The following is a 20,096-nucleotide window of genomic DNA, read 5'->3' as shown; positions in this document are numbered from 1 at the left end:
CAAATTTAATATAGTTCTATTGTGAAACTGTTTTATAGTAGAACTTTATTGGACAAGAGAGAAAACGGATGGGAGGAGCTGGGTTGGAGCAGGACTTAAAAAGGCTGATCGAACGTTATATGGCTGCTTTTTTTACGGTAAGCAAACGAATGCATGGCGAAATCCGGGAAGTGCTGCATGACGATATGACGATGGAACAGTATCAGATTATCGATTACATCATCATGCACGGAAGGGTCACGTCCACGGAGCTGGCTGAGGCGTTTGTCGTCGGGAAGAGCTCGATTACCGCTATTATTACAAGACTCGCCGATAAGGGGATTCTGGAGCGAACCCGGGATGAAGACGATCGGAGGGTCGTTTACTTGTCCGTAACCGAACGAGGGATGGACATTTATACGAGGACGCAGGCTAAAATTGTAGAGACATTGTCCGCCTATCTCGGCCATTTTGGAGAAGAGGAAGTGGAGGGATTTCTCGGTGCCTTCGAGAAACTCGCCAAATTACTGGGAGAAGGAAGTGGGGAGTCTTGAAATTGATATTGAGAGCGCGCTGGGCCGTCGTTTTGGTATGGATCGCCGCGGCGGTTCTATTGGTCTTGACGGCGCCGCCGATGGCGGATTTGGTTCGGGAAAAAGGGGATATCACCGTTCCCGAAGGATATTCGTCCTCCACCGCTTCGGCGATTTTGGCGGACATTTCGGATGCAAAGGGCGGGGAGAAAGAGACGCAGATCGCGCTCGTCTTTCACTCGGATCAAGCGATAACGGATGCGGAGAAAAAAGAAGTCGAAACGGCTTTGACCGGATTGCGCGGGCAAATGGCGCAGCTTGGCATCGTGTCCATAACCGATCCTTTTTCGACGCCGGAAGCGGCGGAGAAGATGATCTCGGCCGACGGCAAAACGATGCTGACTTCCCTCTCCGTCAAAGTGGGAGAACGGCCGCTGCCTGACGTGGAAAAGGATATTCATCAGGCGCTGGATACGGTAAACATCGAGCATTATTTGACGGGGCAAGAACAGATTAACGAGGACATGGTCGTCAGCTCGGAACAGGGTTTGAAAAAATCGGAATATTTTACGGTCATCTTCATCCTGATCATCCTATTTATCGTGTTCCGCTCGGTCATTGCGCCGTTCGTTCCGCTGCTGACGGTCGGAATCAGCTATATCGTCTCCCAATCGATCGTCGCATTCCTGATCGATACGGTCGATTTTCCGATCTCGACTTATACCCAGATCTTTATGGTGGCGGTCATGTTCGGGATCGGAACCGATTACTGCATTTTGCTGATCAGCCGGTTTAAAGAAGAGCTGCAACATGGGGCGGATACATGGGAAGCGATCATTCAAACGTACCGGACGGCCGGGAAAACGGTCTTCTTCTCGGGGCTCGCCGTTCTGGTCGGCTTTTCGGCTATCGGATTGTCGCAATTTATGCTGTACCGGTCCGCCGTGGCGGTAGCCGTAGGGATCGCGGTCATGCTGATCGCGCTCGTGACGATCGTGCCGTTTTTTATGGCGGTGCTCGGAACGAAGCTGTTCTGGCCGCTGAAAGGTTCGCTTGAACATAAGGAAAACCGGTTCTGGGGCGCAATCGGCTCCTTCTCGCTGAAGCGTCCTTGGGCCGCTCTGCTGATCGTGGCTGCGGTGACCGTGCCGTTCCTGATCAGTTACAGCGGAAATGTATCGTTTAACAGCATGGAAGAAATCGGTGACGAGTATGAGTCGGTGAAAGCGTACAATATCATATCCGAAAGCTTTGAACCGGGTGAATCATTGCCGACCAAGGTAGTCATTCAAAACGACGAGCCGATGGACACGGCCGCTTATATGGCACTGACAGAAAAAATCAGCCGTGAGGTGACGGGCGTGGAAGGCGTCGCCAGCGTGCGCAGCATGAGCCGCCCGACAGGGGATGAAATCAAGGATTTTGAACTGAACAGCCAAGTGAAAACGGTAGGCGACGGGCTGGGGCAAGGTCACGAAGGACTTGCGAAAATCCAGACCGGTCTTGCCGAAGCCAGCACGTCGTTGACGGAGAACGAACCCAAGCTGAAGGAAGCCGCGGCAAGCACCGGCAAGCTGGCTGAAGGCACCGGCAAGCTGAAGGATGGAATCGCTCAGCTTCAAAGCGGATTGTCCGCGATCGAGAAAGGGATCGAGGATGGCTCGAACGGGGCGGGAGCATTGAAAAAGGGACTCCAGCAGGTGAAGAAAAGCGCACAGGAATTGGCGGGAGCGCATGATCAATTGCTGAAATCCTATCAGCAGATCGGTAGCGGCCTCACCCAATTCGGCGGAGGGATCGGCCAAATCCGCGAGCAATTGGATACGGCGGCGCAAGGGCTGTCCGGGCTGACCTCCCGTTTTGCAAATCTCGAAAGCAAATATCCGGAACTGGCCGCGGATGAGGACTACCTAACGATCCGCGGGACCGTGACGGAGACCGGTAAGGGGTTGCCGCAAATTTCCGCAGGCCTTGCGCAAATGGAAACGGAGTTCTCCAAGATTACCGCAGGATTGGATCAAGCGAACCAAGGCTACGAGGCCGCCGCGGGCGGAAGCGAGCAGCTGGCCGGCGGACTGGATCAAGTGATCGCCGGGCTGACCGAGCTGGAAACCGGTCTGGACCAAGCGGCCTCGGGACAGGGACATATCGTCAGCAAAATTCCGGAAGTGGTAACCGGTCTTGGACAAATTCAGCAAGGGCAGCAACAAATCCAAACCGGGTTCAGCCAGTTCTCGGGTCAAATTTCGCAATTGACGGATGGACTGAACCAGAGCGTGGACGGTCTGGCGCAGGTTTCTGGCGGCTTGGAAACGGCTCAGGACTACCTGAATGAAGTCGGTACGGCCGATGGGGATCTTAGCGGCTGGTACGTGCCGGAAGAAGCGATGAAGAACGAGCAAATGACGCAAATTTTCGATACGTACTTGTCCCCGGACCGCAAAGTAATGACCATGGACGTCGTTTTCTCAAGCAACCCTTACGGCAGGGAAGCGATCGAGAACGTCGATTCGATTATCCAAGCGGTGGAAAAAGCGGTGAAAGGGACGGAGCTGGAGAACGCGAAAATCGCGGCCAGCGGCGTATCCAGTACGTTTAATGACCTGAAGACGATCTCCAATGCGGATTATTCGCGGACGGTGGTACTGATGCTTGCCGGGATCTTCATTATCCTTGTCGTTCTGCTTCGTTCCCTGGTGATGCCGATCTATCTGATCGCCTCCCTGGTTCTGACATTTTATGCTTCGATGGGCTTCACCGAATGGGTATTCGTCGATCTGCTGCACTATTCGGGAGTCAGCTGGGCAACGCCGTTTTTCGGCTTTGTCATCCTGGTCGCCCTCGGGGTGGATTACTCCATCTTCCTGATGGACCGCTTTAACGAAAACAAGGAATGGAACATCGGAGACGCGATTTTGCACTCCATGAAAAATATGGGTACGGTCATTTTGTCCGCCGCCGTTATTTTGGGCGGAACGATGGCGTCGATGTACCCGTCGGGCGTGCTTTCCATGCTGCAAATCGCGACGGTCGTGCTTACCGGTCTTGCGCTGTATGCCGTGATCGTGCTGCCGTTCTTTATTCCGGTGATGGTAAAAATGTTCGGCGGGCTCAACTGGTGGCCGTTCCACCGGCGCAACGCCGGGTCCGGCAATTCCCGGTAACACCTGCAATAGACTATACGAAGAAGAGGCGCTCCCTCAAGCGACGACGAACCGCTTGAGGCGAGCGCCTCTTTTTTGGATAAATTGATTGTCGAGCATACACTATATCGTAAGTGACTTAAAATAGCTGCGTACGGCCCATTTCCGCTCATGGCGTTTTTTGTATTTCGGTAAGCTGCGGTAAATGGCGAGGGATTCCTTCAAAGCCCGTTTAGCCTCTTCCTTGCGCCCCAGCGATTGGTACAGGCTGCCGAGCAAATAGCAGGCTTCGCTGGAGGAGGATTGAATTTCCCCGTAACTGGCCGCATACCTGAGCGCTTTTTCGGGGTCCTTATCCCGGAAGGCGGAGGCCAAATGCAGATAAGGCTGCCCGTATTTGACCCGTTCATTAAGACTTAAAGCGTGCAAAATATGCGTTTCCCCTTCTTCCAGCCGGCCGAGTCCGAGCAATGCGGTCCCAAGGTCGTCCCAGTATTCCGCCGATAACTCCGAATGCGGCTTGACTTCTTCCAAAAGTTCGCAAGCCTCCTTGAATTTCTTTTTCTCAAGCAGCAAACGGGCAAGCTCCCTTTTTGAAGACACATCGAACGGACTCATTGCCAGTTGTTGACGCAGCTTCGAAACTTGACGCTGCCGCCGGAACGGTTTCGAAATGCTGGGGAAGACGCCGACGAATCTCCGATCCAGGAAGTATATGATAGCAAGTAGAATAATGATCGCAATCAGCGGATTTCCCGTTAACCATGATAAAAAGACAAATAACATAACCTTGCTCATTGTTTAAACCATCCTTTGTACATAATTTCCCATTATATCACAGATGAACAATCAAACCACGGTCAGATAAATAGGAATTACTTTCTTGGGGTATTAATAAAAAGTATGGCGGATTTTTCGGGCAAGCAAAGAAGCCGCCTAGTAAAGGCGGCTTCAAGTTTATCGTTTGTTATTGGTATCCCCGCATTTGTACGCCCGCGTTGTTGCTTGCTCCGAATTGGCTGCCAGCGGAACCTTGTCCGAATTGGCTGCCTACCGAACCTTGCCCGAATGAGCCTTGCTGCCCGGTTGCCGTTTGTCCGAAACCGCGGCTGCCGAAAGAACGGAGGCCGATTTCAGGCTGGCGATATTCGGTGCTGCCGAAGCTGCTGCCGATGGCGGACTGGGAGTTATGTTCGATTTGTCCGGCCAATTGAACGATCTGCTGATAGTGTTGCATGGCGGTTTGATGTCCCTGCAGCGCCATTTGGATCGTTTGCGCGGTTTTGCGTTCGCGTTGGGCCAATTGCTCCAATTGGGACGCATTTTGCTGCTCTTGCTCCAACAATTGTTGATACATGGCGGATGCTTGGCGGGTTTGCTGTTCCAATTGTCTGATGTGCTGCTCGATTTCATGGACTTGCGGAGAAACGTTGTTAAACACGGATAATAATCCTCCCTTATTAAACATGGTTGTGGTTTCAGAGATTAGAATGCCCGGCATAAATTTGGATATTCGATCCGACGGGGGTAAACGAGATAGGAAAGGATGGATATACATGTACAAATTGGTACTTATCAGACACGGTGAGAGCGAATGGAACAAATCGAATCTGTTTACGGGTTGGACCGATGTGGATTTATCCCTGAAGGGGGTAGAGGAAGCAAAGGAAGCCGGGATCATGTTGAAAAAAGAAAATTTCGAGTTTGATGTGGCCTATACATCTTATCTGAAACGGGCGATCAAAACGCTGTATTTTGTTTTGGATGCGATGAATCTGCTTTGGATCCCGGTGCATAAAACCTGGCAGCTGAACGAGCGCCATTATGGTGCGCTTCAGGGTCTGAGCAAATTGGCCACGGCTAAACAGTACGGTGAAGAACAAGTGCATCTGTGGCGTCGGGGTTATGAAGTACATCCGCCTGCATTGACGAAGGGGGATGAGAGGTACCCCCGGAACGACGTGAAATATAAGGACGTCCCGGACAGGTTTATTCCGTTAACGGAAAGCCTCAAGGACACGATTGTGAGAGTCGAGGATTATTGGGAACGGGAAATCAAACCGCAGATTTTGTCCGGCAAAAAAGTGATTATCGCCGCTCACGGTAACAGTCTGAGAGCTTTGATCAAATACCTGGACAATTTAAGCGCCCAGGAAATCGTCGACGTCAATATCCCAACGGCTACGCCCTTGATCTATACGCTTGATGAACGCCTAAAACCGCTTGAAAAATATTATCTTGGCAATGAAAGAAAAGTGGAGCATAAACTCGAGAAAGCGGCCGATCCCGATAAAATTATGGAATAAGGTTATATGATGCAGTGAGGATGTCCAATCGATTTTTTGCATCTGTTCATATCATAGAATCAGAGGTGATGAGATGAACAGGACTGAATTTATCGCTGCGATTGCTAAGGATGCGGTTCAAGACTGGCATGAAAGCGGAGTTCCGGCTTCCCTGACCATCGCCCAAGCCGCATTGGAGTCGAATTGGGGAAACAGTGAGCTTACCCGGAAGGCCAACAATTTGTTCGGAATCAAAGGGACCGGCCCCGCCGGCAGCGTTCTTATGCCGACAACCGAGTACCGGGGCGGCGTAGCCCGGCGGGAGAACGCCCGATTCCGGAAATATGGTTCTTGGGCGGAATCCATTGCGGACCATTCCAGATTGCTCCAAACTTCCAGATATGCCGGACTTCTTCACCGCACCGGAAGACAGGCGGCTTATCTTGTGGCTTCGGCCGGTTACGCGACGGATCCCGAATATGCGGGCAAATTGATCTCGCTGATGGAGAAATATGATCTATTCAGGTTCGATACGCAGGGAGGGGATGATCCGATGACAGCCGAAGAGAAGAAGCAATTTGAGGCGTTGCAGGAGGCGGTGCGCCGTCAAGCGGAGAAAATCGAAGAATTGGAACAAAGAGCGGAAATGAAGCTGCCGGCCTGGGCTAAAGAGGCGGTCCAAGCCGCGGTAAACTATGATAAGCGCAAGCCTTTGATCAATGAGACGGAAACCGGAAGCTATGATTTTTACCGCATTATTACCATTATGCATCGCAGAGGATTGTTCGACAAAAACGAATCCAAATAATGCATAAAAACTCCGTTCCTACCGGACGGAGTTTTTTCTATAAATGAAAATTTTTTAATGTAAAAGTTACGTTTTTGTAAATTGTTCCTATACAATTTGTCGAAATAGATTTATACTTGGAAGTAAGAACGCCGAGAAACCGCAAAAAAGACTCCCACTTTCCGCCGGACAGGCTGTATTTCGAAAGGAGTGTGCTTAAATGGAGTCGATTGAGCTGTTAAAGGAACGATACAAATCGCTGGAAGAGCGGCTTCGTATTTTTATCTTCGTGCATTGCAGCATAGAATATGTCCAGGGCTCATCCGAATGTGTGGAAGGCGGCGCCTTTACTTGGTCCGATCTGTCCCCGGAATCCCGAAACTTTCAATCCGAACTTTATCATGATTATATATCCTTGATCAAGCAAGCCATCGAGCAAATGGAAAAGAAAGCAAGCGGTTATATTGAAATTTTCGAACAAAGCTGTGCGGAGGTAAAGTCCTATTTGAAGCAGGAGAATCTTCTTTGGGGCCCTTCGCTCGAAGACGTATTTACCAATGTAAAAAAAGAGCTGGATCTCCAGCGCGGTTTGATCGCACAGCCGGTGCTGGTGTAAACGGCCGAACCAAAAAAGAAGATTGGCATTAAAATAACTGGAGACCCTCCGGTTATTTTTTTTCGTCATCATAAATGATAAAATTTTTATAAAAAAGAGAAGAGTGAAACGATGAGGATAGGATTTTTCGATTCCGGCATAGGCGGTTTAACTGTACTTCATCAAGCGTTGAGACTCTTGCCAAATGAAGACTACCTCTATTATGCAGACACTTCACATGTTCCTTATGGAGAGAAATCGAAGGAAGACGTGAGAAAGTATATTTTGAATGCCGCAGAATTTATAGCCGGACAAAATGTGAAAGCATTGGTTCTTGCTTGTAATACTGCCACCAGCATCGTTATTGAAGAGCTTCGGGACCAATACGATTTCCCCATACTGGGTATTGAGCCGGCCGTAAAACCGGCGGTTGAGAAGTGGGAGGGAAGGCAGAAGAAGGTGTTGGTATTAGCCACACGGCTCACATTAAAAGAAAAGAAATATAATGATCTGGTTCATCGGATAGATCATGGTGAAATCGTTGACAGTTTACCGCTTCCGGGACTTGTTCAGTTCGCTGAAAATTTTGAATTCGATGAGAATAAAGTAATGCCTTACTTGGAAAAAGAACTATCCGTTTATGATTTGCATCAGTACGGTACGGTAGTTCTCGGATGCACCCATTTTCCTTACTTTGAAAGAACGTTGAAGAAGGTATTTCCTGAAGGAGTCGACTTCATCTCGGGAAGCTATGGAACCGCAAAAAATTTAAAACGGATACTCGAAAACAAAAATCAGGTGAACCAAGGCTCGGGCGACATCCTGTTTTTTAAATCCGATGTTAAAGTTGATGATACATTCACGATTTCAAATTATCATCGTCTTTTAAAAATATTAGATGAAGTATAGTTGGTAAATGGCCGTACAGCCATCCTTGACCGCTCTCTTGAGCGGTTTTTTTATTGCGGCTTTAGCCAGTTGAGCTCGCGAAGCGTGCGAAACAAAAAACCACCCGCTATGCGGGTGGAGGGATCAAGGGTTTGACCAACAAGACCATTCCAATAAAATTGAGATGTTCAGGCTCAATAATGAAAGGAATGGTCTTAGATGGCAAACAAGAGCTATAGTCTAGCTCACACGAAGTGGATGTGCAAATACCACATTGTGTTCACCCCGAAGTATAGACGGAAAGAAATTTATAATCAAGTGAGAAAAGACTTGATCGAGATTTTCAAGCGTTTGTGTAAATACAAGGGAGTGGAGATAATAGAGGGCCACATGATGCCGGATCATGTACATATGTTAGTAGCAATTCCCCCAAAAATCTCAGTATCATCATTTATGGGATATCTGAAGGGAAAAAGCTCGTTGATGATATTCGAGAAACACGCGAGCTTAAAGTATAAGTATGGGAATCGGAAATTTTGGGCGGAAGGATATTACGTCAGTACTGTTGGCTTAAATGAGGCCACCGTCGCAAAATATATACGTGAGCAAGAAGCACATGATCAAGCAATTGATAAACTGAGCGTGAAAGAGTATGAAGATCCCTTCAGCAGGAACAGCAGCAAGAAGAAGTAAACCAGTTTAACTGGTAAGTGAAAGTGACAAATAACACTGAGCCTGAACAATTTTATTGTCAGGCTAGCGTCTTTAGGCGCAGTTTGGCAACAGGGGGTTATACCCCAAGAGCAAACCACCCGTTGGACGGGTGGTTATGATTGAGGTGGACTTGGATATCAATTGGTCATCAATCCATAAAAAAAGGACAAAAACCTTCGTAGAAAACCTGGCTACAAAGGCTTTTGTCCGGGCACCCCTTGCGGGGCGCCCATCATGGGAGAGGAGAAACCGGACGAAGAGCTTATGGGGAAACGTAAGTCTTCTCCGCGGTTGTCTACGACATTTGTGATGTCGATAGTTCAATTGTTTCCGATCTGAAGGCGTTTATACATCGGCTCTAAAATTTTTGCGGGAATCCCATTTTTCATTCCATATAGGAATGTGGTACGATATCGACAGGCATTTGAGGGAAAAGGAAGGGAAACAGCATGAGAGTGATATCCGGCAGTGCCCGGGGGAGAACGCTGAAGGCGGTCCCGGGTATGGGGACTAGGCCGACGACGGACAAGGTGAAAGAAGCTTTGTTCAGCATCATCGGCCCTTATTTTGACGGAGGTACCGCGCTGGATTTGTTCGCGGGGACGGGGGGCCTCGGGATCGAGGCGCTGAGCCGCGGAATGGATAGAGCGGTATTTATCGACCTGGATTTTAAAAGCATAGAGGTAGTACGATCCAATCTGAAAACGGCCGGCTTTGAAACTCAGGCCGAAGTATATAAAAATGACGCGGAAAGGGCATTGAAAGCACTTGCCAAACGCGAAGCGAAATTTGATCTCGTATTTCTCGACCCGCCTTACCGTTTAAAGCATGGGGACAAGCTGATGGAAGCGATGGATCATCTGAATCTGCTGAACCCCGGAGCGACTATCGTTTTGGAATACGAGTCGTCCTTTGCGTATCCGGACCGGTTCGGTCCTTTTTCGGAAGTGCGAAAGGCTGAATACGGAGAAACCACCCTATCGATTTACAACTATGAAACGCAATTGAATTAGTCCGGTCTGAGGAGGCCGGACGAGGAGGATGAATGATGGAACACCAGCAAAAAACGCCGCGCATCGCGGTTTATCCCGGAAGCTTCGATCCGGTAACGAAAGGTCATATGGATATCATTCAGCGCGCATCCAAACAGTTTGATGTCCTGATCGTCGCTGTATTGAACAATCTCAGCAAAAATCCGCTATTTACGGTGGAAGAGCGAAAACAATTGCTTCGTTCCTCTACAGCCCATTTGCCGAATGTGGAGATCGACAGCTTCCGCGATCTGTTGGTGAACTATATGGATTACAAGCATGCGCATGTCATCGTTAGGGGCATCCGGTCGGTGACGGATTTTGAATACGAGCTTCAGCTCGCCTCGACAAATCATAAGCTGAACAGCGAGGTGGAGACGATTTTTATGATGACGAATCCGAAGTATTCCTATTTAAGCTCCAGCATCGTAAAAGAAATCGCCAGCTTCCATGGCGACGTCAGCGATCTCGTTCCTTCGGAAGTGGAGCAGGCGCTGAAAGTAAAATTCAGCAATTAGAAGTAGGCAGTCAATAACTTCACCTTGTTTTGCGAGCGGTTCTGAACAAGGATAAGCCCAAAATGGCCGCGCAGAGAATGAGCATCAGCCAGAACTGGAACTGAACCGTCTCCGCAATGGTTTTCCAGTCGGGCACCAAGCCGGTCGCCCTATCGGCAGAGGTCGACGACAGGTCAGCAACGGCGGATGCGGGGAGAATGCCCGGGAGCCATCCGGATAGCGGACGCCAAAGCAATAGCGTGAATACATAGGCATAAGCACCGTGTACTAACCGGTATAATACAAAAGTGCGTGTACCGATTCCGGCCGGTTTAAGCTGGGATCTGACTTGCAGATATGCGCACATTCCGCTCCACCCGAGGATGGCGCCGATGAGGGCGCACAGGATCGCGGGAGGCGCCTGGATTTGTGCTGCCGCATGTGAACCCAAATGAACCTCCAGCAATCCGGACAAACCGAAGGAGGGGATCCAGCCGGGTAAAACGGAAGCAAGCACATGAACCAGGACCGCGAAAATAAGCATGTATCCCCCTGTCGTCATGAGTGTCTGCACGGACGAGGACACGGCATCGCCGAGCAGTTTGCCGAAGCCGCGTCCGTCTTCCCGGCGGGCTTCCTCCATATGAATCGCGGCTTTTCGAAACCGGGATAGCGCCGGTTTTTTCGGTTCCAAGCTTGGTTGCTGATTCTCCGACAGCCGGCGGCGTGATCGCGGGCTTGAGGCCAGCAGATGCATGGTGACCCCCGAGGCGATTCCGGAAATCCAATGAATCGCCAGCAGCAGAAGGCCGAGCTCTTCACGACCCATAAACCCGGTTCCGATGACGACAACGAGCAGCATCGGACTGGCAAAGTGGGCGGCCCCCGCCATCCTTTCCGCCTCTTTCGCGGAAATTTTGCCTTGCTTGTGAAGTGTCGCCGCAGCCTGGGCGGCAGCGGGAAAGCCGGCTGTCAGCCCCAGCGGAAGCACCCAGGCGAACGGCCCGGGGAGGCCGAGGTATCTGCGGGTCAAAGGCTCCAGAAGGACGCCGACTCCATGGGCAAAACCGCTGGCAAGCAATATTTCGGACAGTACCAGAAAGGGCAGCAGGGCGGGGAAAACGATTCTCCACCAGATGGCAAGCCCTTGTCCGGAGGCTTGGAAAGCTTCGCTCGGGGCATAAACGATACAGAAAGCGATCAGGAGGGCGGAAAGCCCGAACAGGAAGGTCGCTTGGAGGCTGCCGCCGGTACGGCGCTCGCTGTGCATGGGTTCGTCACCTTCTTCATTAGAAATGGGATAACTGGTACAAGATATGCAAAGCTGGCGGAGTACATGCCTTTAGCCGGGAAGACGCTCCGCGGGAGAGGGGGATTTTCATGGTATGGAAATCAAGATCCACTGCCATAAAGGCGGGATTATACTTTATATCGCTTGTGGTATTAATTTATGTCGTTGTCTACATGCCCACGCCCTACATGATCCATCAGCCCGGATCGGCGGACGAAATCAAACCGATGGTCAGCGTAAAGGGAGGCGATCCCGAGGAAAAAGGGACGTTCATGCTGACGACGGTATCGGTCAGCTACGCGAATATTGCGATGCTGATTACGACCCAGTTCAAAAAGCATGCCGAAATTATTCGCAAGGAACCCGATCGAAATGATGAGGAATATGAAACGCAGCAGCGTTATTATATGAGCAGTTCGCAATCCAACGCCGTTATGGCGGCGTATAACCAGGCGAAAATTGATTTCGACGTCGTTCCGGAGTATGTATTTGTCGTCGGTTTTTCCAAAACTATCGCGCCGAAGGGGGATTTTCATCCCGGGGATGTGATCCGAAAGGTAAACGGCGAGACGATCGACAGGTTCGAGAAAATGGCCGGGGCGTTAACGGGTAAGTCGGCCGGAGACAAAGTAGCGGTTGAATTGGAACGCAAAGGAAAGAGCATCAAGCAAGAAGTTGAGCTGGTGCAAATCGGCGAGGAAAACGGACAGCCCAAAGCCGGGCTCGGCGTCAGCGTCGGAGAAGTGAGAAAGGTCGAGCCGAAAGAACCGGACAAAGAGGTGGAGTTTGCCGATACGCAAATCGGCGGACCTTCCGCAGGCCTCATGTTTACGCTCGAAATTTATAATCAGTTGACCCCTGGCGACCTGAGCAAGGGGTACCGGATCGCCGGAACGGGAACGATGTCCGAAGACGGAAGCGTCGGCCCGATCGGCGGGGTACAATTCAAAATCGTCGCTTCCGAACGGGAGCATGCGGATATATTTTTCGTACCGGAAGACAATTATAAAGAGGCCAAAGCCAAAGCCGACGAGATCAAAAGCCGCATGAAGCTGGTCCCGGTAAAGCAGGTTGGCGACGCGCTCGACTATTTGGAGGGTCTATCCCCGGCGGCTTGAGTTATAACCTGATCGGAGGCTGGCGGTAATCCAGGAACATTTCCCGGACGCTTGGCCGAGACATGGCGTTTGCATAAACGGCCGATGCACGCAGGTCTAGCGAGAGCTGCGGATGGTCGAAAGAGGCCGCGCGGGTGACGATCGGAAGGGACGCGGTTTTTTTCATCCGCTTTAGCAGCAGCCTGCCTGTTTCGCTGAATCCAAGCACCCGCAGATACCCTGGCCCGCCGGCCAAGGCGGACGGAGACAGCAGCGTGCGGTCATGCTGGAGCAATACATGCAGCAGGGTGCGCTGCAGCTTGGTCCGGGTATAGCGCTTTGTTTTCAGCTTGTCCAACAAAGCTGAGACAGAAGGCTGCTCCAACTCGGGCAGCACTTTTTTGATCCGGTATTCGAGCCCTTCGGTCATCTCATGATGGGCGGCGAGCTCCTCGGGCGAGCAGAGGAGCAAACGATGGAACAGCGGCTGCGCCAAGCTGTCCCATGTCATCGGCCCGCGGCCTGCGGCGAATTCGCGGGCCAATACCGCCGCCGACGCCGGCGGTAGATACGGGGCGGCGGCGTCCAGCCCGCCGCCTTCGATCAGCGCCCGCACCGCGGTGGCGCTGGCAATCGCGGCGTCCGTCGGCGCCGCGTCGTGGAAGCCCGCGGCCCGCCGCCGCACGGTGAGCGGGGCGATGCCGCTGCCAAGCCGCCGCAGCGCGATCATGTAGTGCAGCCCCAAGCTGTTGTTGGGCTGCATCAGGATCGCGCGCGCAGCGGCGGCTTCCCCGTCCGCGCCGGCGCTGGTGCGCGCGGCCGCGGCGGCGTAGGCGGCGGGGTAGCTCGCCCCCGTGGCGAGCTCCTCGGCCACCGCCGCCTTCAGGGCGGCGCTCTCGTCCGCCAGCCGCGCGGCGAGCGGCTCCAGCGCCTCAAGCGCTCCGGCCTCGCTGCCGAAGCACAAGTGCGTCACGACGCCGGTCGCTTCCAGCAGGGCGACAGCGCCGTGAGCGAACCATTCGGCCGGTTGCACCGCATAGGCTACCGGCAGTTCGATCACCACATCTACGCCCAGGGAAAGCGCCATTTCGGTTCTTGCCCACTTGCTCACGATCGCGGGCTCCCCGCGCTGGAGGAAGTCCCCGCTCATGACGGCGACGACCGCTTCGGCCCCGGAGAGCCGCTTCGCTTCCGCGAAGTGATAGGCATGCCCGTTATGGAGCGGATTATATTCGACAATCAATCCGACGATATTCAATGGATATCACCTTTGCACTTTGGTATATTGATATGAATATACCATATCGGCGGTTAAAACTTGCATCATCAGAAGAAATCCCGCCGGACGGTTGACAAAACTTGCTTTAAATCGGTATAATAATTTTTGTTTGTTTGGAGTGATATTCGTGATTATACATTTTCGTCAGTTGGCCTCAACCGACAGACCGGTGGAGTTCCATCAGGTCCTGGATGTGAGCCGTGTAGTCAAGGGACGGAAGGATATTTCCGGAGCCGGGCCGCTGCAAGTGGATTTGCAAGCTGAATCCGAAAGCGGAGGCGTCGTGAAAGTGACCGGCAGACTTGCCGGCGAATTGGACATGTCCTGTTCGCGGTGTCTGAAGCCCTTGGTTCACAAAGTCGATATCGAATTTGAAGAAAGCTTCAAGCAAAGCGATCATCCCGAGGCGGAAGCGCAGGGTGAAGACGAGGACGTTCAGTGGGTGGCCGAGGATCAGGTGGACCTGGTGCCGTTCGTTGAAGAGGCCTTTCTTCTGAATCTGCCGTATGCGGCCTTGTGCAAGGAAGACTGCAAAGGGTTATGCCCTTCTTGCGGAACCGATCGGAACGAGCGGGATTGCGGCTGCAATACGGAACGGATTGATCCACGTTTGGCCTCGCTCAGTGATTTTTTCAAAAAAGATTAATTGATGTAAACAAACCGTAACCCGGGTTGACTTGAATAAGGAGGTGGGAACCATGGCAGTACCTCAACGGAGAACGTCCAAAACGCGCCGCGACAAACGCCGCACGCACTTCAAATTGGCTGTGCCGGGCATGGTAAAATGTGAACAATGCGGAGAATTGAAGCTTGCTCACCACGTTTGCAAAGTTTGCGGAACATACAAATCGAGAGAAATCATCAACCAATAATCATTGGATGATGACTCGGAACTCAAATAGCATCTCATTCCGATGAGGTGCTATTTTTTTTAACAACATGGGCTATGTTGAATTGAAATTTCTTGCAATTAAATCTATTCATAGATTCAAATTCAATTATTCAGCGCATAAAATGCAGTATCAACGCCCGATTCCCCGGTTAATCCGGTTGGCGGGCCTGACGCATGCGGAATGCGCTGCCTGCCGTGAAAAGGTTTGTGAGAAGAATCCGTAGACAAGGCGAAAGGCCTTTCGATATGCATTCAGGCGTTCTCCACTTTCTTTTTCAAGGGAGATGCTCTATACTTAGCATTAGTACCAGGTTCTAAAATGAAGTGGCATTTTTATATATTGCCTGTCGCAAAAGGGGGGGATACCCATCGAACGCTTACCTAAGAGAGCGAGGCAGCAGCAGCTCGTGAAAATCATAGAAGATAATCCGTTTGTTACGGATCAGGAGCTGACCAGGCAGCTGAAAGTAAGCATTCAGACGATCCGGCTGGACCGGCTGGAACTGGGCATTCCCGAACTTAGGGAGCGCATGAAGCTGATGGCCGAACGGTCTTACGACCAAGTTCGCTCCTTGCCGTTGCATGAAGTGATCGGGGATATCGTGGATTTGCAGTTGGACAAGAGCGGAATCTCCATTTTCGAAATCCGCGAGGAGCATGTGTTTTCCCGGACAGGCATCGCCCGCGGACATCACGTGTTCGCTCAGGCGAACTCGCTGGCTGTCGCTGTGATCAATGACGAGATCGCATTGACGTTTTCCGCGGATATCCGGTTTATCCGGTCGGTTCATCTTGGCGAGAAATGCATCGCCAAAGCCTATGTTCGACCGATGTCGGGCAACAAGGGCAAGGCAAAGGTCGAAGTTTTTACTTATGTCGGTGAAGAAATGGTGTTCCAAGGCAATTTTGTCATCTATCGTTCGACCGCCGGGGACATTTGATATGTGAAGGAGGAATATGGATGCGAATCGCGATTGACGCGATGGGCGGCGACCATGCTCCGAAGAGCACGGTGGAAGGCGCTCTCGCGGCAGCCAGGGAATGGAGCGATACGGAAATCATCCTGGTCGGCCGCAAAGAAGCGCTTGAGCCGCATATGACGAACGCACCGGCCAACGTGAAGATCCATCATGCGGAGGAAATCATCGAGGCGGAGGATGAGCCTGTCAAGGCCGTACGCCGTAAAAAGGATGCCTCGATGGTCGTCGCCGGGCGCTTGGTCCGGGAGGGCCAGGCTGCTGCAATGATTTCCGCGGGGAACACGGGTGCCCTGATGACGACGGGCCTGCTCGTGGTCGGCCGGATGGACGGCATCGAGCGGCCGGCGCTGGCACCGATGATTCCGACGATCGACGGGCGCGGCGTACTGGCGCTCGACCTCGGCGCGAATATGGATGCAAAGCCCGAGCATCTGGCCCAATATGCTTTGATGGGCAGCGTGTACCGTCAAAAGGTTCATGGCATCGCCAAGCCGCGCGTAGGCCTGCTTAATGTCGGCACCGAGGCGATGAAAGGCAACGAACTGACGAAAGCGGCTTATCCGCTGCTTGAGGAGATGCCGATCGAATTTATCGGCAACGTGGAGGCCCGCGATATTTTAACGGGGGCGTGCGATGTGCTTGTTTGCGACGGGTTTGCGGGCAACATTTTGCTCAAAACGTTGGAGGGCACGGCCGGAGCCATGTTTTCGCTGCTCAAGACGGAGTTTACGAAGTCGCTTAAGAACAAGCTTGCGGCCGCGGTGCTGATGCCGTCGATGCGCGGGCTTAAGCAGACGCTCGACTACAAGGAACATGGCGGGGCACCGTTATTGGGCCTTGGCGGCCTGGTCGTCAAAGGACACGGGTCGTCGGACGGGGAAGCGATCAAGAACGCGGTTCGCCAGGCGCGGACGGCGATTCAAAGCCGTCTGACGGAGAGCATATCTGAGGAAATCAGCGGGAAGCGGGGAGCAGAAAGATGAGTTTACGTTCTATCGGGATTGTCGGCTATGGGAAATATGTGCCCGAAAAAGTGCTGACCAATGCGGATTTGGAAAAAATGGTGGATACCAACGACGAATGGATCGTTTCGCGCACGGGGATCCGGGAGCGCCATATCGCGGCACCGGAGCAAGCGACATCCGACCTCGCTTACGAGGCGGCCGTCCGCGCGCTGGAATCGGCGGGCCTGGCACCCGAGGATATTGAATTAATTATTGTTGCTACGGTAACGCCGGATATGACATTTCCTTCGACCGCCTGCATCCTCCAGGATAAGCTTGGAGCGAAAAAAGCGGCGGCATTCGATCTGTCCGCGGCATGCTCGGGATTCGTGTACAGCATGGCGACGGCGAACGGCTTTTTGCAAACCGGCATGTATAAAAATGCACTCATAATCGGAGCGGATGCGCTGTCCAGAATTACGGATTATACGGACCGGAACACATGCGTTTTATTCGGAGACGGAGCCGGGGCCGTCGTACTCGGCGAAGTTCCCGCAGGCCGCGGGTTCCTCTCCTTCGATTTGGGTGCGGAAGGCGCCGGAGGCCCGCTTCTTAAACTGGAGGGCGGCGGATCCCGCATGCCTGCATCCCGGGAAACCGTCGAAGGCGGCAAGCATTTTATTTACATGAACGGCCGGGAAGTGTTCAAGTTTGCGGTTCGCGTGATGGGCTCGGCCACGGAAGAAGTGCTGCGCAAAGCGGGCAAAACCAAGGAAGACATCGACCTGCTCGTCCCTCATCAGGCCAACATCCGGATTATTCAATCCGCGATGCAGCGTCTTGATTTGCCGGAGGAAAAGGTCGTCATCAACGTGGACAAATACGCGAACACGTCTGCGGCGTCGATTCCGCTCGCGCTCGTTGAAGCGGCGGAAGAAGGCCGGATGAAGGAAGGCGACACGGTTTTGCTTGTCGGCTTCGGCGGCGGCCTGACATGGGGCGCGTCCGTACTCGTCTGGTAAAAGAAGTTGTTTTGAAGGAGGCTTGATTTGTTCGATGGGAAAAATTGCATTTGTTTTTCCGGGGCAGGGTTCCCAAAGCGTCGGAATGGGCAAAGATATTTATGACGGCTTGGCGGAGGCCCGTCGTCTGTTCGACACGGCCGATACCGAGCTCGGATTTCCGCTTACGAAGCTGATTTTTGAAGGACCTGAAGGGGAGCTGAAGCAAACGGCGAATACGCAGCCGGCTTTGCTCACCACCAGCGTGGCTCTTTATGAAGCTTTTGCGCAAAAAGGCGTTAAACCCGATTATATGGCCGGACACAGTCTTGGCGAATATAGTGCCTTGACGGCCGCCGGGGCGATCTCGTTCGAGGACGCCGTCCGGACGGTTCGCGCCCGCGGCGAGTTTATGGAGCAAGCCGTGCCGGGCGGATTGGGAGCGATGGCGGCGGTGCTTGGCGCCGACCGTGAAGCGCTTGCCGGCTTATGCGCTGAAATTACGAGCGGCGGCGACGTGGTTGAGCTCGCCAATGTCAATTGTCCGGGACAGATCGTCGTATCCGGAAGCAAGGCGGGCGTCGACAAAGTGGCGGAGCGCGTAAAGGAGATCGGTGCAAAGCGCGCCATTCCTCTTGAAGTAAGCGGGCCGTTCCACTCGTCAATGATGCGTCCGGCTGCAGAGCGGCTTGAAGGGAAACTGTCGGAAGTTGAATTCCGGGACGCTTCCGTGCCTGTTGTCGCGAACGTGACGGCGCGTCCGGCGCAAAATGCGGCCGATTTTGCCGGACTGCTTGTGGAACAGGTGTACAGCCCTGTATTATGGGAAGACAGCGTCGTTTGGCTCGTCTCCCAAGGTGTGGATACCTTCGTCGAGTTTGGACCGGGCAGCGTGCTGACCGGGCTGATCAAAAAAATCGACAAGAGCCTGCATTTGTTCAATGTCAGCGGACTGGAAAGTCTGGAGCAAACCGCCGAAGAATTGCGCAAGCTCCAATCAAATACCTAATACAAGTGTTGGGAAGGGGAGGGCTCAATTGACAAAAGCGCTTGATGGGCAAAACGCACTCGTTACCGGCGCGTCGCGGGGCATCGGACGCAGCATCGCTTTGGCTTTGGCCGAGGCGGGGGCGAACGTCGCCGTCAACTTCGCCGGGAACAAAGAGGCCGCCGATTCCGTCGTCCGTGAAATCGAGGCTCTCGGAGTCAAGGCTTACGCGGTTCAGGGGCATGTCGGCAGCAGCGAACAGTTCGAGGCCATGGTCAAAGGGGTTCTCGAAAACTGGGGCAGCATCGATATCTTGGTGAATAACGCTGGGATTACGCGGGATAATTTGATGATGCGAATGAAAGAGGAAGAGTTCGACGAAGTGATCGAAACGAATCTGAAAGGCGTCTTTAACGGCATAAAGGCCGTCACGCGCCCGATGATGAAGCAGCGCTCGGGCAAAATCATCAACATCTCTTCCGTCGTCGGCGTACTGGGCAACGCAGGGCAGGCTAACTATGTGGCCGCCAAAGCGGGTGTGATCGGGCTGACGAAATCGTCAGCACGGGAGCTCGCTTCCCGGGGGATTACGGTGAACTGCATCGCTCCCGGTTTTATCGAAACCGACATGACCGACAAGCTTTCGGAGGAACTGCGTCAGGGAATGCTTAGCAGTATTCCGCTTGCCCGGCTTGGCCGGCCTGAGGAAATTGCCAAGGTGGCCGTATTCCTCGCCTCGGACAGCGCATCCTATATGACGGGGCAGACGCTGCATGTTGACGGCGGAATGTACATGTAATTGAAGCATTGTTTTCGTCTATGGCATTTTACTTTTAATTCTCGTATAATACCAAAGAGGAGGTGAACCGGATGTCCGATATTTTGGATCGCGTAAAACGCATCGTGGTGGATCGCCTTGGTGCGGATGAAGCAGAAGTAACGCTTGAAGCTTCTTTTAAAGATGACTTGGGTGCTGATTCGCTCGATGTTGTGGAATTGGTCATGGAACTTGAAGATGAGTTTGACCTTGAAATTTCCGACGAAGATGCAGAGAAGATTACGACCGTAGGTGAAGTTGTAAACTACATACAATCTCATACCTAATGTCTTTTCTAAAGTCCCGTACCTCCTTATCAAGCAGGCGGGACTTCTCCTCATCTTAGGAGGTTGTA

General features: G+C 52.5%; 22 protein-coding genes. 18 read left to right on the top strand and 4 right to left on the bottom strand.

Translation table 11 applies throughout. The features are described from left to right. Positions 1-83: 83 nt before the first annotated feature. Together ACSFXJ_RS15980 and ACSFXJ_RS15975 are read left to right on the top strand one after the other, a co-directional pair. Positions 84-533: a MarR family winged helix-turn-helix transcriptional regulator gene (locus tag ACSFXJ_RS15980; RefSeq protein WP_435921324.1), complete on the top strand. Its 450-nt coding sequence runs from the start codon at positions 84-86 to the stop codon at positions 531-533. Next, the gene (locus ACSFXJ_RS15975) at positions 530-3,676 is read left to right on the top strand and encodes an MMPL family transporter (protein ID WP_435921323.1); all 3,147 of its coding nucleotides are present in this window, start codon (positions 530-532) and stop codon (positions 3,674-3,676) included. The genes ACSFXJ_RS15980 and ACSFXJ_RS15975 overlap by 4 nt, the downstream gene beginning before the upstream one ends. Positions 3,677-3,778: 102 nt before the next feature. On the opposite strand, the gene ACSFXJ_RS15970 is transcribed toward ACSFXJ_RS15975, so the two are convergent. Both ACSFXJ_RS15970 and ACSFXJ_RS15965 read right to left on the bottom strand, forming a co-directional pair. After that, positions 3,779-4,453 carry a tetratricopeptide repeat protein gene (locus ACSFXJ_RS15970; RefSeq protein ID WP_435921322.1) on the bottom strand — a complete coding sequence of 225 codons (675 nt, stop codon included), beginning with the start codon at positions 4,451-4,453 and terminating at the stop codon, positions 3,779-3,781. A gap of 169 nt (positions 4,454-4,622) precedes the next feature. Further along, entirely contained in the window at positions 4,623-5,096 is a 474-nt protein-coding gene (locus tag ACSFXJ_RS15965) for a hypothetical protein (RefSeq protein WP_435921321.1), read from the bottom strand. A gap of 115 nt (positions 5,097-5,211) precedes the next feature. On the opposite strand from ACSFXJ_RS15965, the gene gpmA reads away from it, so the two are divergent. From gpmA to coaD, 7 genes are all read left to right on the top strand, one after another. After that, on the top strand, positions 5,212-5,961 hold the full coding sequence (gene gpmA / locus ACSFXJ_RS15960) for a 2,3-diphosphoglycerate-dependent phosphoglycerate mutase (protein ID WP_435921320.1): 750 nt from the start codon (positions 5,212-5,214) through the stop codon (positions 5,959-5,961). Between the two features lie 73 nt (positions 5,962-6,034). Continuing rightward, complete coding sequence (locus tag ACSFXJ_RS15955) at positions 6,035-6,748, top strand: glycoside hydrolase family 73 protein (RefSeq protein WP_435921319.1); 714 nt, start codon at positions 6,035-6,037, stop codon at positions 6,746-6,748. Positions 6,749-6,947: 199 nt separating this feature from the next. After that, positions 6,948-7,343, top strand: a complete 396-nt coding sequence (locus ACSFXJ_RS15950; protein WP_435921318.1) for a hypothetical protein — start codon at positions 6,948-6,950, stop codon at positions 7,341-7,343. 111 nt (positions 7,344-7,454) lie between these two features. Continuing rightward, entirely contained in the window at positions 7,455-8,231 is a 777-nt protein-coding gene (murI, locus tag ACSFXJ_RS15945) for a glutamate racemase (RefSeq protein ID WP_435921317.1), read from the top strand. Positions 8,232-8,429: 198 nt separating this feature from the next. Beyond that, on the top strand, positions 8,430-8,903 hold the full coding sequence (gene tnpA / locus ACSFXJ_RS15940; RefSeq protein ID WP_148450401.1) for an IS200/IS605 family transposase: 474 nt from the start codon (positions 8,430-8,432) through the stop codon (positions 8,901-8,903). Positions 8,904-9,373: 470 nt separating this feature from the next. Continuing rightward, positions 9,374-9,937 carry a 16S rRNA (guanine(966)-N(2))-methyltransferase RsmD gene (gene rsmD / locus ACSFXJ_RS15935; protein WP_435921316.1) on the top strand — a complete coding sequence of 188 codons (564 nt, stop codon included), beginning with the start codon at positions 9,374-9,376 and terminating at the stop codon, positions 9,935-9,937. A gap of 32 nt (positions 9,938-9,969) precedes the next feature. Continuing rightward, positions 9,970-10,473 (top strand): pantetheine-phosphate adenylyltransferase, encoded by a 504-nt coding sequence (coaD, locus tag ACSFXJ_RS15930; RefSeq protein ID WP_435921315.1) that lies wholly within the window; start codon positions 9,970-9,972, stop codon positions 10,471-10,473. A 19-nt stretch (positions 10,474-10,492) separates the two neighbouring features. On the opposite strand, the gene ACSFXJ_RS15925 is transcribed toward coaD, so the two are convergent. Next, on the bottom strand, positions 10,493-11,722 hold the full coding sequence (locus ACSFXJ_RS15925; RefSeq protein WP_435921314.1) for a nucleoside recognition domain-containing protein: 1,230 nt from the start codon (positions 11,720-11,722) through the stop codon (positions 10,493-10,495). Between the two features lie 110 nt (positions 11,723-11,832). On the opposite strand from ACSFXJ_RS15925, the gene ACSFXJ_RS15920 reads away from it, so the two are divergent. Then, entirely contained in the window at positions 11,833-12,861 is a 1,029-nt protein-coding gene (locus ACSFXJ_RS15920) for a SepM family pheromone-processing serine protease (protein ID WP_435921313.1), read from the top strand. Between the two features lies 1 nt (position 12,862). On the opposite strand, the gene ACSFXJ_RS15915 is transcribed toward ACSFXJ_RS15920, so the two are convergent. Then, the gene (locus ACSFXJ_RS15915; RefSeq protein ID WP_435921312.1) at positions 12,863-14,098 is read right to left on the bottom strand and encodes a nucleotidyltransferase; all 1,236 of its coding nucleotides are present in this window, start codon (positions 14,096-14,098) and stop codon (positions 12,863-12,865) included. 148 nt (positions 14,099-14,246) lie between these two features. Here ACSFXJ_RS15915 and ACSFXJ_RS15910 point away from each other — a divergent pair, with 148 nt between their 5' ends. The 8 genes from ACSFXJ_RS15910 (at position 14,247) to acpP (ending at position 20,028) form a co-directional block, all read left to right on the top strand. After that, on the top strand, positions 14,247-14,765 hold the full coding sequence (locus tag ACSFXJ_RS15910; RefSeq protein ID WP_435921311.1) for a YceD family protein: 519 nt from the start codon (positions 14,247-14,249) through the stop codon (positions 14,763-14,765). Positions 14,766-14,817: 52 nt separating this feature from the next. Further along, positions 14,818-14,991 (top strand): 50S ribosomal protein L32, encoded by a 174-nt coding sequence (gene rpmF, locus ACSFXJ_RS15905; RefSeq protein ID WP_018750828.1) that lies wholly within the window; start codon positions 14,818-14,820, stop codon positions 14,989-14,991. Between the two features lie 388 nt (positions 14,992-15,379). Beyond that, positions 15,380-15,952, top strand: a complete 573-nt coding sequence (gene fapR, locus ACSFXJ_RS15900; RefSeq protein ID WP_435925782.1) for a transcription factor FapR — start codon at positions 15,380-15,382, stop codon at positions 15,950-15,952. Positions 15,953-15,972: 20 nt separating this feature from the next. Then, on the top strand, positions 15,973-16,974 hold the full coding sequence (gene plsX / locus ACSFXJ_RS15895; protein ID WP_435921310.1) for a phosphate acyltransferase PlsX: 1,002 nt from the start codon (positions 15,973-15,975) through the stop codon (positions 16,972-16,974). Further along, positions 16,971-17,957, top strand: a complete 987-nt coding sequence (locus ACSFXJ_RS15890; RefSeq protein ID WP_435921309.1) for a beta-ketoacyl-ACP synthase III — start codon at positions 16,971-16,973, stop codon at positions 17,955-17,957. Before plsX ends, ACSFXJ_RS15890 begins: the two co-directional genes overlap by 4 nt. Positions 17,958-17,991: 34 nt before the next feature. Then, a complete protein-coding gene (gene fabD, locus ACSFXJ_RS15885; RefSeq protein WP_435921308.1) occupies positions 17,992-18,945 on the top strand; it encodes an ACP S-malonyltransferase in 954 nt (317 codons plus the stop codon). 28 nt (positions 18,946-18,973) lie between these two features. Further along, positions 18,974-19,723 (top strand): 3-oxoacyl-[acyl-carrier-protein] reductase, encoded by a 750-nt coding sequence (fabG, locus tag ACSFXJ_RS15880; RefSeq protein ID WP_435921307.1) that lies wholly within the window; start codon positions 18,974-18,976, stop codon positions 19,721-19,723. A gap of 71 nt (positions 19,724-19,794) precedes the next feature. Continuing rightward, positions 19,795-20,028 (top strand): acyl carrier protein, encoded by a 234-nt coding sequence (acpP, locus tag ACSFXJ_RS15875; RefSeq protein ID WP_009222968.1) that lies wholly within the window; start codon positions 19,795-19,797, stop codon positions 20,026-20,028. Positions 20,029-20,096: the final 68 nt, after the last annotated feature.

Origin of the sequence: Paenibacillus salivarius, from assembly GCF_051307165.1 — a bacterium.
Classification (GTDB): Bacteria; Bacillota; Bacilli; order Paenibacillales; family Paenibacillaceae; genus Fontibacillus.
This window is presented reverse-complemented; position numbering and strand designations above follow the sequence as displayed.

Bases quoted from the DNA above. Each gene is read 5' to 3' on its own strand.
- rpmF (WP_018750828.1), top strand. From the start codon at position 14,818: ATGGCAGTACCTCAACGGAGAACGTCCAAAACGCGCCGCGACAAACGC.
- rsmD (WP_435921316.1), top strand. From the start codon at position 9,374: ATGAGAGTGATATCCGGCAGTGCCCGGGGGAGAACGCTGAAGGCGGTC.
- fabD (WP_435921308.1), top strand. From the start codon at position 17,992: ATGGGAAAAATTGCATTTGTTTTTCCGGGGCAGGGTTCCCAAAGCGTC.
- tnpA (WP_148450401.1), top strand. From the start codon at position 8,430: ATGGCAAACAAGAGCTATAGTCTAGCTCACACGAAGTGGATGTGCAAA.
- ACSFXJ_RS15925 (WP_435921314.1), bottom strand. From the start codon at position 11,722: ATGCACAGCGAGCGCCGTACCGGCGGCAGCCTCCAAGCGACCTTCCTG.
- ACSFXJ_RS15955 (WP_435921319.1), top strand. From the start codon at position 6,035: ATGAACAGGACTGAATTTATCGCTGCGATTGCTAAGGATGCGGTTCAA.
- ACSFXJ_RS15920 (WP_435921313.1), top strand. From the start codon at position 11,833: ATGGTATGGAAATCAAGATCCACTGCCATAAAGGCGGGATTATACTTT.
- acpP (WP_009222968.1), top strand. From the start codon at position 19,795: ATGTCCGATATTTTGGATCGCGTAAAACGCATCGTGGTGGATCGCCTT.
- ACSFXJ_RS15890 (WP_435921309.1), top strand. From the start codon at position 16,971: ATGAGTTTACGTTCTATCGGGATTGTCGGCTATGGGAAATATGTGCCC.
- gpmA (WP_435921320.1), top strand. From the start codon at position 5,212: ATGTACAAATTGGTACTTATCAGACACGGTGAGAGCGAATGGAACAAA.
- coaD (WP_435921315.1), top strand. From the start codon at position 9,970: ATGATGGAACACCAGCAAAAAACGCCGCGCATCGCGGTTTATCCCGGA.
- murI (WP_435921317.1), top strand. From the start codon at position 7,455: ATGAGGATAGGATTTTTCGATTCCGGCATAGGCGGTTTAACTGTACTT.
- plsX (WP_435921310.1), top strand. From the start codon at position 15,973: ATGCGAATCGCGATTGACGCGATGGGCGGCGACCATGCTCCGAAGAGC.
- ACSFXJ_RS15970 (WP_435921322.1), bottom strand. From the start codon at position 4,453: ATGAGCAAGGTTATGTTATTTGTCTTTTTATCATGGTTAACGGGAAAT.
- ACSFXJ_RS15950 (WP_435921318.1), top strand. From the start codon at position 6,948: ATGGAGTCGATTGAGCTGTTAAAGGAACGATACAAATCGCTGGAAGAG.